Here is a 12,982-nt window from a genome sequence, read left to right on the forward strand (position 1 = left end):
ACGAATAAGAAAATCAAAAAAATAATTCAAAGTCAACTTGAACAGTGGATCGCTGGCCTTCCTAATTATATCAAGGCTTATTTGCCGATATCACTCTGCGAAAGTTGAGTTGATAATTAATTTCCAAAAGTTTGTCCCCCTAAAACCTAATTCTTTTAAGACATATACCAAGTTATCATAACAACATCCGACAAGAATTTACACTATTCCAGAATATTATTTACACGAAATTAATATTTATTTACGAAAAATTTACATTCGAAATTTAATAGAGTAATTGACATTTTTCATTTTGTATATTACGACAAATTGCAAGTATCCACTCCTTTTGTTTAAGAAAAGAACTTATCGCTAAAAAAATTTGGATTTTGTTCAAATACACTTATGATAATTTATGATAAGATAGATATGTTTTTCCTAAGTATTTTTACTGGAAAGAATTATCCTTCAAGGAGCGTAATTATTCATGATTGATAAAATCAAACCAATACCTTCCTTATCTTCTAATTCCGTATTCCTAGCTTCTTTATTAGGAATAGTTGGTGGTTTTTTAGATGCTTATACATTTATTAGTAGAGACGGTGTATTTGCCAATGCACAAACAGGGAATATCGTTTTATTCGCAGTAAACGCTGCAACAGGTGAATGGGTGGAATCCCTTCATTATATCCCGCCATTAATAGCCTTTGTCTTAGGAGTCTTGGTTTCTGAAATTGTCAAAATACCATCTCTAAGGGAAATCCTATACAGCTATAGACGATCAATCCTTATTTTAGAATGTATCGTCTTAATTATAGTCGGATTCTTGCCAACATCTGTTCCGAATATCATTGTTACAACCAGCATCTCATTTGTATCTTCTTTACAAATATCAACATTTAACAAGTTAGATAAATGGGCATATAATTCAACAATGACTACTGGGAATCTAAGAACTGCAACTCAAGCCGCTTATGCTGCTTTTACAAAACAAAGTCAAGAAGCGAAGATCCAATTTAAAGAGTTTTCCATTATTATCGGCTCCTTTTTATTTGGGGCATTACTTGGTACCTTTACAACCACTCAATTTGGCAATAAAGCCATATGGGTATCGGCAATTATTCTAATCGTCGCATTAGTCCTTTACCATAAAGATAAAGGGTATATTCGTAAACGTTGTGCAGATAGTTTATAAAAAAGGAGAAAGGCTGAATGATTGACAGCCTTTCTCCTTTTTACTTACGATTCATAAGTCCATATAGCTCCTCCCACTGTCTTTCAAGCTCCTCCTTTTTAGAAAACAACTGCTCCAATTTACCCCAATCCGTTTCTATTTCCATTATTTTCTCTAATTCTGAAATCTTTTTTTCCAATCGTTCTACTTCCTTTTCCAATTGAATTTGATTAAAAGAAGCTTCCCTCTCCTGTTTTTCCTTAATTGTGGCCTTCTTCTCTTTTTTTGATTTTACTGGATTAGTTTGTAGATTCTTGGACGTTTGTCTTTCCGTCGACTTTTCGCGTGCATACGTGTAGTTCCCTTCAAAATAGTGAACTTCCTTTGTTTGAATCCAATAAATCTTTTGAAATAGCTTATTTAGAAAATAGCGATCATGGGAAACCGCAAGAATCGTGCCATCAAAATCTTCTAAAGCCTCTTCTAATACTTCACGGGACTCTATATCTAAATGATTGGTTGGCTCATCTAGAATTAATAGATTGATTTCTTGATACATAAGCTGGGCTAAGCGAAGCCTCATTCTTTCTCCTCCACTTAAATTGCTGACCTTTCGAAAAACGGAATAACCGTAAAAGAGAAATTGAGCTAAAATATGCCGTGCCTCCCCCTCTGTCACATGCACTTCATTTCGAAAAGCTTCGATCACTGTTTCCTCTTCCATTTCCATTAATACATGCTGAGAAAGATAGCCAATTTTCACGTTACTTCCCATTTTAACTTCTCCTATATCTGGCTCCATTTGTTGAAGAATCATCTTCAACAAAGTTGATTTCCCCGATCCATTCTCTCCAATAATTGCCGCTCTGTCTTTATAGCTTATTTGCATTTGAACTTGTTGAAACAATAGTTGATCGCCAAAGCTTTTTGAGACATTCTTCAGCTGAATAACATCCTTCCCACTTCGGTCACTTGCTTCCATGTCAAAATTCATTTTCTTTCTATTTATAATGGGGCGAGCTAGTTTTTCCATTCTTTCGATAGCCCTTTCCATATTTCTCGCTCGCTTATGCAATCCTTCATTAGGCGGATTCGCCCGATTCGCCCATTCACGAAGTCGTTTGATTGCTTCTCTCATTTTCTTGATTTTCTTTTGCTGTTCCTCATATGCCTGAAACTCTCTTAAAAGCCTTTCTTCCTTTTCCTTTGTAAAATTTGTAAAATTAGTATAGTAGGTTGTTACTTCCCCATCTTCTAAATCTACCACCTTTTGAATCACTTCATCTAAAAAGTAGCGATCATGGGAAACCACTAAAATAGTACCATTATAATCCTGAAGAAATTTCCCAAGCCACTCGACTGCCATTAAATCCAAATGGTTCGTCGGTTCATCCAATAAAAGAAAATCAGGTTCTTGGAGGAGTAGCATCGCTAAACCAACCTTTGTTTTTTCACCTCCACTTAAAGCTCCATATTCTTTCATGACCAACTGCTCGATTTTTAGCCCATTAACCATTTTCTCTATTTTTGCTTCCATTTCATATCCACCAGCATTCGTAAAATACTCCTGCAATTTCCCATACTCCTCCATTAATAGCAATAGCTGCTCTGGATTGATATCCTGCGCCATTTCCTGTTCCATCTGTTTTATCTTCCCTTCTATTGTTTCAAGGTCAGAAAATGCCTTTTTTAATACTTCCTTCACCTTCATAGATTGTTCATATTCCGGAATTTGTTCTAAATATCCAATCTTTAATCCTTTTTTCCAATGGATTTGTCCAGCATCAGGTGTTTCCTGCCCTGCAAGTAGTCGAAATAAAGTGGTCTTCCCACTCCCATTTCTACCAACTAGACCAACTCTTTCTTTTTCCTTTAACTCTAATGATATGTCTTCAAATAATGTATTTCCTCCGTACATCTTCGCTACATGATTGACACTGCAAATAATCATAATACCGCTCGCTCCTTTTTCTATGATTATCTCTTTTCCCTGACTCTTTCATGGACGGTTTAGTCCACTTTTTAGCAACGCAAAAAAGCCATGGAAAACAAAGTTCTCCATAGCAACATTTAAGGAAAAAGACAGATACACTTTTCCATTAAATATAAATACCTCTAAATGTACTTTTAGAAAGAGCCATTAGTTCCTTCTATTAATAAATGACTTGGTAAGCCATTAAAAAAAGAGTGCATGAAAATGCACTCCTTTAACCGTCCAAATAGAGATGTGGGTAAGAGATGTTTTCACTGTTTTAGTTTGCTATTTAGTTGTTTAAAAAAGGGCATACTTATCCCGTTAACAACTACCATCGCAAATTTTGCACGGTTAATATATAGACTTTCCATCATATAACCTTGCACTAAAACAGTTGAACTTAACATCCTTCCCACCTCTTTTCTTTTATAAGTTAGTTTTATTATATCTTTAAAGGAAATCACACACAAGAGAAAATAATAAGAAAAATCAATTATGTCTGAATAATGTTCCTAAGGCACCACCTTTTAGTACTTTATTTTTTTCATTGATGAGTAATATGTTACTTGGTATAAACTACCATCTATTATCATTTGATTCTAGTAATGTCCTTTATCATTTCAGCAAGGAATTTTATCCATATTCCCAAATACTTTTAAACTAAAATATATGTTTAATCACCTTAACAATAGGGTAGATACTTCTTGTTATTATTTTTAGTGTAAATTAGTGCTTTACTACCTTAAATTAATCCAGGGGAGTAGTTGTATGAATACAATAGCTTACATAAAGGAAGAATTAAAAACTTTCATTAACGAAAATGAAACACCATTCAATCAAAAACTTCTTACTGAAGCAATAAACGTTTCCACCAAAATTACAGATATTTTGAACAAAGGAAATATCGATTTATTAAAAAACGCCAAAAAATTAATTTTTTATACAGTGGATCAACAAGAAGCAGAACTAATCTCTTTTGCGAAAGTCGAAGGAATTGCATGGGCAAAACACTCTTTAACACTTGAATTAAAGCTTGAATGGGTGCAAGCGATAAGAAGAACGTTATGGCACTTTATACGGATAATAGATGAGGAAAAAGATATATTGAAAAATCGTGATGATTATTACGGGATGGAAAAATTATTTAATGAAAAAATAGATCAATTTTTAAATACCTTTTTTCTTAGCTATTCTCATTACAAGGATGAAATGCTACATAAACAAAGAGAAGTAGTGGAACATTTATCCGTCCCAATTATTCCAATTAAACAATCTATTTCTGTTTTACCGTTAATCGGTTTTATTGATTCATACAGAATTAAAATAATTGAGGAAAAGGTTCTAAATGATATAGGAGAATCCAAAATCCAAATATTAGTTATAGACCTTTCTGGTATTGCCATAATGGAAATGGATGTAATAGATTACTTCGAAAAAATATTAGCAGGAATTTCAATGATGGGTTGCAAAGCAATTCTGACTGGATTAAGGCCAGAATTAGTGAAAAAAATGGTGCATGCTGGCATTCATTTCGAACAAAATGCAGAAACAAGAGGTACACTGCAAGAAACTTTGAAAAATATCCTATAGCTTAAAGGAAAAAGACAAGTATTAATTGATAGCCAAAAGGGGATATTTAAGTCCCTTTTTGGGCAATTTTTTTCTCTAGTTTAAGATAGCACTATCCTAGCTTGTTATTCCTCCAGGCTGTATTGGATATAAAACGCCCCCCAAGGCGAACGATATTCTGCCTGTTTCCTCGGAAACGACCATAACTAATGCATCAGTTATCTCACTTAAACCAATGGCTGCTCGGTGTCTTGTCCCCAATTTTTCCTTCCCATTGTAATGAAGAGAGGAAGGGAAAATATTTCCGGCTGAAACAATAGCGTTCTCCTCAATTAGTACCCCACCATCGTGCAAAGGATTACCCGGATAGAATATTGCTTCTAATAGAGACGGAGATAATTTTGCATGCAAAGGAATTCCTGAATGAACACGTGTTTCTAATTCATCATTACGTTTAATGGCAATTAGTGCACCATGACGTTTCTCTGATAAGACTTGGGCACATGCTGTAAGAATTTCTAAATCCTCTGTATATGGCTCTAAATATAATTGTAAATAGAAGGTAGCAGCACTATGATGAATACTTTTAAATTGTTTATTTACTTCTTCAAAGTCATTCAAGATGCAGCAATTTTTTTCATCCATCGTACGCTGGAGTTCGCCAATTTTATCTTGTAAATGGTTCAACGCATGGTGCATATGATTACTAAACTCTATAGGTAAATCTCTTTCTCCTTCCATACGAACACCCCTTTTTTTTTACCTTATCCAAGCTCTGTTAATTTATGCATGCTGAAAGAGAAATTCGTTATATACGGTAACTTATTTCGAAACATTGAATTCATATTTTACAAATGATAGACTAATAGTTGAGTATTTCAAAAGGAGGGAATATTTTACAGATGAAATTTTGGACTTGGACTATTGCTATCCTACTAACAGTTACTGCTATTGGCGTTTCTTCCTTTTTTGTCATACAAACACTATTTGACAGTGATTCGCCCTTACAAACAAATAATGAGCGGTCCGTCGTGAAGGGAGCATCTACCGAAGTAGAAGAATCTTTTGATACGGAAAAAGTTAATACTCCTGTCAATGAGGAAGTTGTCACTTTAGCAGATGGAACGAGCGGACACACGTTTATTTCTATTTGGCATGATTTTTATAATGAAACATTAGGTTGGGGAAGATTGGAAACGACAAGCTATGAAGAACAGAAAGAAGCAGCACTTTCCATTCTTGATGAGATAAAGGACATTAAAGTCTCCGATGAAGAAATAGAACTAGACATGAAAGATATCGCTGCAAATGCTCAGATTGTAGCAGAAAAAGATGATCGTAGTGCTATGCGAAATCTGCATCGATATTTTCATGACTTAGATATTTATTTTAATGGCTATAACTATGATCAAACATTTGGTATTACTGAATTTAGAGGGAACTAAGCCACATCTTCGTTCCACTCTAATTTTTTTCGTTAAAAGGATATTTCTGATTAAAATAATTTGGTTTTTTGCCTTCATTATTGTAGCGTTTATGAAAAATATGGGTAGTTGCAGGAGATAGCGGTGGAATTAGCCATGCCCAATTGCCTGTAATATCTCTCCCTTTTTCTGCCTCTTTATTTTCAAATATCTTAAATTGCTGTGCTGCTGTATGGTGATCAACAATTGTTACACCTGCTTTTTGAAAAGAGTCCAATACAGCAATATTTAATTCCACTAAAGCCTTATCTTTCCACAGAGTAGCGTTCCTTTTCAGGTTTAGACCAAGCCATTCCCCAATCGTTGGTAGCATATTATAGCGATTCTCATCCGCTAAGTTTCTTGCACCAATCTCTGTACCCATGTACCAGCCGTTAAATGGTGCTGCTGTATAAGAAATACCACCAATTTCAAGGCGCATACTAGAAATAATTGGAACAGCATACCACTGTAAGCCTAATTCTTCAAACCATCGATAATCAGGATGTTGAATCGGGACTTCTAAAACAATGTCGTTTGGGATTTCATATAGTTTCGGCTTTTGCTCATTTACTTGAATGACAAGTGGAAGGATATCATAATTTGTTTGCTCTCCCGTCCAGCCTAGCTTTATACACTCTTTTGTAAAAGCTATAGAGTCCGAATCTCCAATAACTCCATGCTCTGTTTCATAACCAGCATAACGTATAAGCTGATGATTCCATATTCGGATAGAGGAATTTCTTGTCTCTTGCTGAAAAATAGTAATCGTTGGCTTTATTTTCCCTCCATTTGTTGAATAGGCAATATGATGGAACAATGCCTCTTTTATTGCTTCTTCCGTGTTAAGATGTCGTTTGTCTAGCACATGTAGATTTTCCCAAAATAATCGACCGATACAGCGATTACTGTTTCGCCAAGCCATTTTAGCTCCATATATTAGTTCTTCCTCTGTATGCTCATAATATCCCTTTTCATTGATGGCTTGTTCCACTTGTATAAGTCTTTCTTCTATCTCTTCTCCAGACTTATTCAGTTCGTTATATGCCGTCTCAATAAACATTTTTGCTTCTGCTAGTAGTGTATTAATCAATAAATCAGCCTCCTAACGCTTATTATTTGAGCACTTTACGAATCAATTTATCCTTTTTTTCGGTATACGGAGGGAAAAGAATCGGGATATCTACTCTAACACTTTTTCTAAGCACACTTCTTTGATGCGAAAAAGTAGTAAAGCTATATTCGCCATGATAAGCTCCCATTCCTGATGCCCCAACTCCTCCGAAAGGCAAGTTAGGAGGAACAATATGTGTCAGTACATCATTTATCGAAACTCCGCCAGATGATATGGCATGGATCACCTTTTCTTCTGTATCTTTGCTATTTGTAAAAAGATAAAGGGCCAGCGGTTTATCTAGCTTTTTTATCGCTTCCACTGCTTTGTCTAATTTTGAATAGGATAATATAGGTAAAATTGGACCGAAGATTTCTTCTTGCATAGAAGCGGATGCCCATGTAGCATCCAGAATAGTTGGTTCAATAAAGCTTGTTTCGATATTACTATTTCCTCCAAATAAAATCCCTTCCCGGTCCGCTTCTAGCATTTCTCGTAAGCGAAGAAAATGCCGCTCGCTCACAATTCTGCCGAAATCTTCCTTCTCTTCAATCCTTTCTCCGAAATAATTCAATAATGTATTTTTCAACTCAGCGATTAATGGATCTTTGACCGATTCATGTACCATAATATAATCTGGTGCCACACAAGTTTGACCAGCATTTAATGTCTTTCCCCATATTATGCGCTTGGCCGCAATCTTCAAATTAGCTGTTTCATCAATAATAACGGGACTTTTTCCTCCTAGCTCTAGTGTAACAGGCGTTAATTGCTTGGCAGCTGCTTCCATTACAATTTTTCCAACCTTTGTGCTACCGGTAAAGAAAATATAATCAAAGTTAGCATGTAGTAGCGCTTGATTTGTCTCCACTCCACCTTCCACAGAACAAATATAGGAAGGTTCAAAAACAGTATTAACTATATCTGTTACTACAGCTGAAACTGTTGGTACAAGCTCGGAAGGCTTTAATATCGCGCAATTCCCTGCAGCAATTGCTCCAATTAATGGTTCAATCAACAATTGAAAGGGATAATTAAAGGGACCAATAATAAGAACTGTCCCATATGGCTCAAAAAGTATCTGTCCATTAGAAGGAAATAGACTCCATGTACTCTTTACTTTTTTAGGCTTCATCCATCTTTTAAGACATTTCATTGTGTGACGTATGCTATTAAGCACAAAACCTATTTCCGAAGTATAGGACTCAAAAGGGTGCTTTCCTAAATCTATCTGAAGAGCTTCTATTAATCTTTGTTCATTTTCTAAAATAGCATTTCTCAATTTGTCCATCTGCTGCAGCCGGAATGTATAAGGCAATGTTTTTTGGGTTGCAAAAAATGTTTTTGTTTGTGCTAATCTTTCGTCTACATTCAATTTCAACAGCTCCGTTAATGTTTATCTTTTAAGTTTGAGTGTACCAACTTTTTCTTTCTTTAAGCAAGTTTTATAGACGATTCTCTTTCATTTGGGACAATCTTTAACTTGCTATTCCATTTAATCTATAAAAAAAGAATTTCGCCTAGAAACGAAATCCTTTTTCATAAAGGGAAAGTTCCAACAAGGTGGTAATTCCTCCCCACTGATGGATAATGGAACCTATCGTTTTCGAATGCTCCTATGCTTGTAGTTGAACCCTACTGTCCATTAAGAGTACGATAAACTTTTATGTAAAGTAGTTAAGATATTTCTTAATTCTTCAATTGGAATTTGCCCTGGTGCTGATGCTTTTTTTGCTGATGCAAACGTAATAGCTGAACCAAATATTTCTCCTGCCATTCTACTTACAGCCCCTTTTCCTCCCATTGACATTGTTACAATTGGTATGTCTGCAGCAATTTCCTTCATCGTTGCCGTTGCATCTAATAATGTTAAAACATCTTTAACAGATTGAGGCATGACTGCAATTTTTGGAATATCAGCACCTAATTGTTGTGCTTTCTGTAATCGAGAAATAATTTCCTCTTTCGATGGTGTTTTTTCAAAATCATGGTTAGATAGTATAACAGCGATTTGATGGGAATGCGCCAGCTTGATAACTTCCTTCATTGCATCTTCTTCCGTAAATAATTCGATATCCAGTAAATCAATCAGCCCTGTTTCTACCATATTTTTATTTAAATGAAAATATGCTTCCTTCTCTATCGACCTTTCTCCACCCTCTTTAGCTGTGCGAAAAGTAAATAGTAAAGGAATATTTCCTATCGTATTTCTTATTAGATGCAGAGCCTCTGTCACACTGCCTATCTCATCTACTTCTGCAAAATAATCACTTCGCCATTCTATTATATCGATTGGAAGCTCCTTAAGTAAGGCGGCCTCTTCCCTTAGCTCTTGGACTGTTCTACCAATCAGGGAAACACATATTTTCGGTAATCCCTCACCAATGAAAACATCTCTTACTTTAACGCTTTTACTCACCTTTTTCCCTCCAATAACCAATTTCTCTATCATTATTTAAGCAAGATCCAAGGAATCTATTACGGATTCTACTATTTCCTCCAGCTCTTTCCCATCCATTTTCACCTTCAAATGATGGTTTACATAGATTGCCTTTCTCTCATTAAATAAATTCTTTATCTCTTCCTCTGATTTCCCTTGTAATACTGGCCTGCTATCGATAATAAATGGAATTCTTTGCTTCCACGCTTTAAAGGACATGTCTAAATATAAGACGATACCATTTTCAAGACAGCTTTTCCGAATGTCTTCTTGTAAAAAAGCTCCTCCCCCAAGGGATATAACTTTTTGTGTCTGTTTGGATAAAGCAATAATCATCTCCTTCTCCTTTTTTCGGAAGAACGCCTCTCCATGATATTGAAAAATTTCGGTAACTGTCATGTTATATTCTCTTTCTAATTGATGATCAACATCTATAAAGTCTCGTTTGAGTTTATTTGCTAAAGCCTTTCCAATCGTTGTTTTTCCTACACCCATAAACCCAATTAGTATAATACTTTTCTGTTTTCCTGATTCCTTTTGCAACATGAAGTAAAGCCCCCTATAATCTATTCCGACGAAAATCTTTCTTTCATTATAAGGGAAATACAGTCTTTATCCTAGCAGATTATAAGGAATAAATCGGATACACCATTCATAAAATTTATGGATATAACTATTTTCTATTCATATATATAAGCTTCTTGCATATTTCCTAATTCTCATTCATGTATTTCTTTTCTCTATTAGCCTTTTCTATAAAATCTATTCATTGTCAAGTATTACTTGTTTCTTAGCATATAAAACCCTATCATATTATTCCCTCTGAAAACTTATTTATAATAATTATAAAATTATATTGATTTTTTATTTATAGATGATATTATAATATACATATGCTAAAGAACTAAATTATGAGGTGATTTTTATATGTCAAATAATCGATTAACTACTAGCTGGGGAGCACCAGTTGGGGACAACCAAAATTCCATAACTGCTGGACATCGTGGACCGACTTTAATACAAGATGTCCATTTACTTGAAAAATTAGCTCATTTTAATAGAGAACGTGTGCCTGAGCGTGTGGTTCATGCTAAAGGGGCTGGAGCTCATGGATATTTCGAAGTGACAAATGACTTAACAAAATACACGAAAGCTAACTTCCTATCTGAAGTAGGTAAAAGAACACCAATGTTCATTCGTTTTTCAACAGTTGCTGGGGAATTAGGTTCTGCTGATACTGTTCGTGATCCACGTGGATTTGCAGTGAAATTTTATACAGAAGACGGAAATTACGACATCGTTGGTAACAATACGCCTGTATTCTTTATTCGCGATGCAATTAAATTCCCTGATTTCATTCACACACAAAAAAGAGATCCAAAAACACACTTAAAAAATCCAACAGCTGTATGGGATTTCTGGTCGCATTCACCTGAATCTTTACACCAAGTATCCATTCTTATGTCAGATCGCGGTATTCCTGCAACCCTTCGTCATATGCATGGTTTCGGGAGCCATACCTTTAAATGGGTGAACGAAGAAGGAGAAGGCGTGTGGGTAAAATATCATTTCAAAACAGAACAAGGGGTTAAAAACCTTGATGTGAATTTAGCAGCTAAACTTGCTGGGGAAAATCCTGATTATCATACAGAGGATTTATTTAATGCGATTGAAAAAGGAGACTTTCCTGCTTGGACACTTTATGTTCAAATAATGCCATTAGAAGATGCAGATACGTATCGTTTTGATCCATTCGATGTAACAAAAGTATGGTCACAAAAAGATTATCCTTTAATCGAGGTTGGACGTATGGTGCTTAATCGTAATCCAGAGAACTACTTTGCGGAAGTAGAGCAAGCTACTTTCTCTCCTGGAACATTAGTACCTGGTGTAGAAGTTTCACCAGACAAAATGCTACAAGGTCGTTTATTTGCTTATAGTGATGCACATCGTTACCGTGTTGGCGCAAACCATAATGCACTACCAATTAACCGCCCTCGCAATGAAGTAAATAACTATCAACGCGATGGTCAAATGCGTTTTGATGGCAATGGTGGTGGTTCAGTTTATTACGAACCAAATAGCTTTAGCGGTCCAAAAGAAACTCCTGAAAACAAAACAACTCCATTCGCAGTATCTGGAGTAGCAGAAAGTGTTGCATATGACCATAACGATCATTACACGCAAGCTGGAGACCTATACCGCTTAATGTCTACAGAAGAACGCGAAAGATTAGTTGCAAACATTGTTGGCGCAATGAAACCTGTAGAATTAGAAGAAATCAAACTTCGTCAAATTGGTCACTTCTACAAAGCAGATCCTGAATACGGCACAAAAGTTGCTGAAGGATTAGGCTTGAGTGTACCAGAGACAGTAAAATAATAACGTTTTGTTGAAAAGCCCTCTATCATAGAGGGTTTTTCTTTCTATTTAATTGAATGGTTTAATCACTTAAGTACCAATACCTTGGTTAATTAGTTGATTCCCCTTTTTGATAGACTTTAAACTAGTTTTGGCGATTTTGGGAGGATGGTTGCGATATTTAGAGGGGGGTTTTTGCGACTTTGGTGTTCTTATTTGCGATTTTGGCTCTTTTACTTGCGATTTTGGCTCTTTTACTTGCAACTTTGCCTCTCTTACTTGCCACTTTGGCTCTTTTACTTGCGACTTCGACTTTTATTTGCAACTTTCACCCTCTTACTTGCGACTTCCACACTCTTTCTTGCGACTTTCTCTCTCTTACTTGCGACTTTGGCTCTTTTACTTGCGACTTCGACTTTTACTTGCAACTTTCATACTCTTTCTTGCAACTTCCACCCTTTTACTTGCGACTTCCACACTTTTACTTGCAACTTTCATACTCTTTCTTGCAACTTCCACCCTTTTACTTGCGACTTCGACTTTTACTTGCAACTTTCATACTCTTTCTTGCAACTTCCACACTTTTACTTGCGACTTCCACACTTTTACTTGCAACTTTCATACTCTTACTTGCGACTTCCACACTCCTTCTTGCGACTTTCTCTCTCTTACTTGCGACTTTGGCTCTTTTACTTGCGACTTCGACTTTTACTTGCAACTTTCATACTCTTACTTGCGACTTCCACACTCTTTCTTGCGACTTCCACACTCTTTCTTGAACTTCCACCCTTTTACTTGCAACTTCCATCCTCTTACTTGCAATTCCCATCCTCTTTCTTGCAACTCTCCTCTTCTAAACCTCACTCCCCCAACCCATCTCAATTATTTGAAAAATCAACCAGAAACC

General features: G+C 35.7%; 15 protein-coding genes. 4 read left to right on the forward strand and 11 right to left on the reverse strand.

Annotated features, from left to right (window positions below; translation table 11 throughout):
- Window positions 1-466 precede the first annotated feature (466 nt).
- A complete protein-coding gene (locus ACTQ5K_RS15485) occupies window positions 467-1,174 on the forward strand; it encodes a YoaK family protein (protein WP_031538907.1) in 708 nt (235 codons plus the stop codon).
- A 40-nt stretch (window positions 1,175-1,214) separates the two neighbouring features.
- On the opposite strand, the gene abc-f is transcribed toward ACTQ5K_RS15485, so the two are convergent.
- Together abc-f and ACTQ5K_RS15495 are read right to left on the reverse strand one after the other, a co-directional pair.
- Window positions 1,215-3,104 (reverse strand): ribosomal protection-like ABC-F family protein, encoded by a 1,890-nt coding sequence (gene abc-f / locus ACTQ5K_RS15490; RefSeq protein ID WP_031538908.1) that lies wholly within the window; start codon window positions 3,102-3,104, stop codon window positions 1,215-1,217.
- A gap of 293 nt (window positions 3,105-3,397) precedes the next feature.
- Window positions 3,398-3,535, reverse strand: coding sequence for an RAxF-45 family protein (locus ACTQ5K_RS15495; protein WP_192840959.1), 138 nt, complete (start codon window positions 3,533-3,535; stop codon window positions 3,398-3,400).
- 361 nt (window positions 3,536-3,896) lie between these two features.
- Here ACTQ5K_RS15495 and ACTQ5K_RS15500 point away from each other — a divergent pair, with 361 nt between their 5' ends.
- Window positions 3,897-4,718: an STAS domain-containing protein gene (locus ACTQ5K_RS15500; protein WP_031538910.1), complete on the forward strand. Its 822-nt coding sequence runs from the start codon at window positions 3,897-3,899 to the stop codon at window positions 4,716-4,718.
- A 96-nt stretch (window positions 4,719-4,814) separates the two neighbouring features.
- On the opposite strand, the gene cdaS is transcribed toward ACTQ5K_RS15500, so the two are convergent.
- Entirely contained in the window at window positions 4,815-5,438 is a 624-nt protein-coding gene (cdaS, locus tag ACTQ5K_RS15505; RefSeq protein ID WP_031538911.1) for a sporulation-specific diadenylate cyclase CdaS, read from the reverse strand.
- Between the two features lie 161 nt (window positions 5,439-5,599).
- On the opposite strand from cdaS, the gene ACTQ5K_RS15510 reads away from it, so the two are divergent.
- Window positions 5,600-6,142 carry a hypothetical protein gene (locus tag ACTQ5K_RS15510; RefSeq protein WP_048718533.1) on the forward strand — a complete coding sequence of 181 codons (543 nt, stop codon included), beginning with the start codon at window positions 5,600-5,602 and terminating at the stop codon, window positions 6,140-6,142.
- Between the two features lie 19 nt (window positions 6,143-6,161).
- Here the strand turns inward: ACTQ5K_RS15510 and ACTQ5K_RS15515 are convergent, their stop codons facing one another.
- From ACTQ5K_RS15515 to ACTQ5K_RS15530, 4 genes are all read right to left on the reverse strand, one after another.
- Entirely contained in the window at window positions 6,162-7,253 is a 1,092-nt protein-coding gene (locus tag ACTQ5K_RS15515) for a nitric oxide synthase oxygenase (RefSeq protein ID WP_081836694.1), read from the reverse strand.
- Between the two features lie 22 nt (window positions 7,254-7,275).
- Window positions 7,276-8,649 (reverse strand): aldehyde dehydrogenase, encoded by a 1,374-nt coding sequence (locus tag ACTQ5K_RS15520; protein ID WP_441994054.1) that lies wholly within the window; start codon window positions 8,647-8,649, stop codon window positions 7,276-7,278.
- Window positions 8,650-8,919: 270 nt separating this feature from the next.
- Entirely contained in the window at window positions 8,920-9,693 is a 774-nt protein-coding gene (gene aroD / locus ACTQ5K_RS15525) for a type I 3-dehydroquinate dehydratase (RefSeq protein WP_284561422.1), read from the reverse strand.
- 36 nt (window positions 9,694-9,729) lie between these two features.
- A complete protein-coding gene (locus tag ACTQ5K_RS15530; protein ID WP_031538917.1) occupies window positions 9,730-10,260 on the reverse strand; it encodes a shikimate kinase in 531 nt (176 codons plus the stop codon).
- 381 nt (window positions 10,261-10,641) lie between these two features.
- Here ACTQ5K_RS15530 and katA point away from each other — a divergent pair, with 381 nt between their 5' ends.
- On the forward strand, window positions 10,642-12,096 hold the full coding sequence (gene katA, locus ACTQ5K_RS15535; protein WP_031538918.1) for a catalase KatA: 1,455 nt from the start codon (window positions 10,642-10,644) through the stop codon (window positions 12,094-12,096).
- A 160-nt stretch (window positions 12,097-12,256) separates the two neighbouring features.
- On the opposite strand, the gene ACTQ5K_RS15540 is transcribed toward katA, so the two are convergent.
- From ACTQ5K_RS15540 to ACTQ5K_RS15555, 4 genes are read right to left on the reverse strand one after another with little or no spacing between them, the layout of a single operon-like run.
- Window positions 12,257-12,400 (reverse strand): hypothetical protein, encoded by a 144-nt coding sequence (locus ACTQ5K_RS15540; RefSeq protein ID WP_441994055.1) that lies wholly within the window; start codon window positions 12,398-12,400, stop codon window positions 12,257-12,259.
- Entirely contained in the window at window positions 12,372-12,503 is a 132-nt protein-coding gene (locus ACTQ5K_RS15545) for a hypothetical protein (protein WP_441994056.1), read from the reverse strand. The genes ACTQ5K_RS15540 and ACTQ5K_RS15545 overlap by 29 nt, the downstream gene beginning before the upstream one ends.
- The gene (locus tag ACTQ5K_RS15550) at window positions 12,475-12,627 is read right to left on the reverse strand and encodes a hypothetical protein (RefSeq protein ID WP_441130849.1); all 153 of its coding nucleotides are present in this window, start codon (window positions 12,625-12,627) and stop codon (window positions 12,475-12,477) included. Before ACTQ5K_RS15550 ends, ACTQ5K_RS15545 begins: the two co-directional genes overlap by 29 nt.
- Window positions 12,599-12,793, reverse strand: a complete 195-nt coding sequence (locus ACTQ5K_RS15555; protein WP_441130850.1) for a hypothetical protein — start codon at window positions 12,791-12,793, stop codon at window positions 12,599-12,601. The genes ACTQ5K_RS15550 and ACTQ5K_RS15555 overlap by 29 nt, the downstream gene beginning before the upstream one ends.
- Window positions 12,794-12,982: the final 189 nt, after the last annotated feature.

This window comes from Niallia sp. Sow4_A1 (assembly GCF_052116745.1).
GTDB classification, from domain to species: Bacteria; Bacillota; Bacilli; order Bacillales; family Cytobacillaceae; genus Niallia; species Niallia hominis.

Bases quoted from the DNA above. Each gene is read 5' to 3' on its own strand.
- ACTQ5K_RS15510 (WP_048718533.1), top strand. From the start codon at position 5,600: ATGAAATTTTGGACTTGGACTATTGCTATCCTACTAACAGTTACTGCT.
- abc-f (WP_031538908.1), bottom strand. From the start codon at position 3,104: ATGATTATTTGCAGTGTCAATCATGTAGCGAAGATGTACGGAGGAAAT.
- ACTQ5K_RS15500 (WP_031538910.1), top strand. From the start codon at position 3,897: ATGAATACAATAGCTTACATAAAGGAAGAATTAAAAACTTTCATTAAC.
- katA (WP_031538918.1), top strand. From the start codon at position 10,642: ATGTCAAATAATCGATTAACTACTAGCTGGGGAGCACCAGTTGGGGAC.
- ACTQ5K_RS15530 (WP_031538917.1), bottom strand. From the start codon at position 10,260: ATGTTGCAAAAGGAATCAGGAAAACAGAAAAGTATTATACTAATTGGG.
- ACTQ5K_RS15485 (WP_031538907.1), top strand. From the start codon at position 467: ATGATTGATAAAATCAAACCAATACCTTCCTTATCTTCTAATTCCGTA.
- ACTQ5K_RS15495 (WP_192840959.1), bottom strand. From the start codon at position 3,535: ATGTTAAGTTCAACTGTTTTAGTGCAAGGTTATATGATGGAAAGTCTA.
- cdaS (WP_031538911.1), bottom strand. From the start codon at position 5,438: ATGGAAGGAGAAAGAGATTTACCTATAGAGTTTAGTAATCATATGCAC.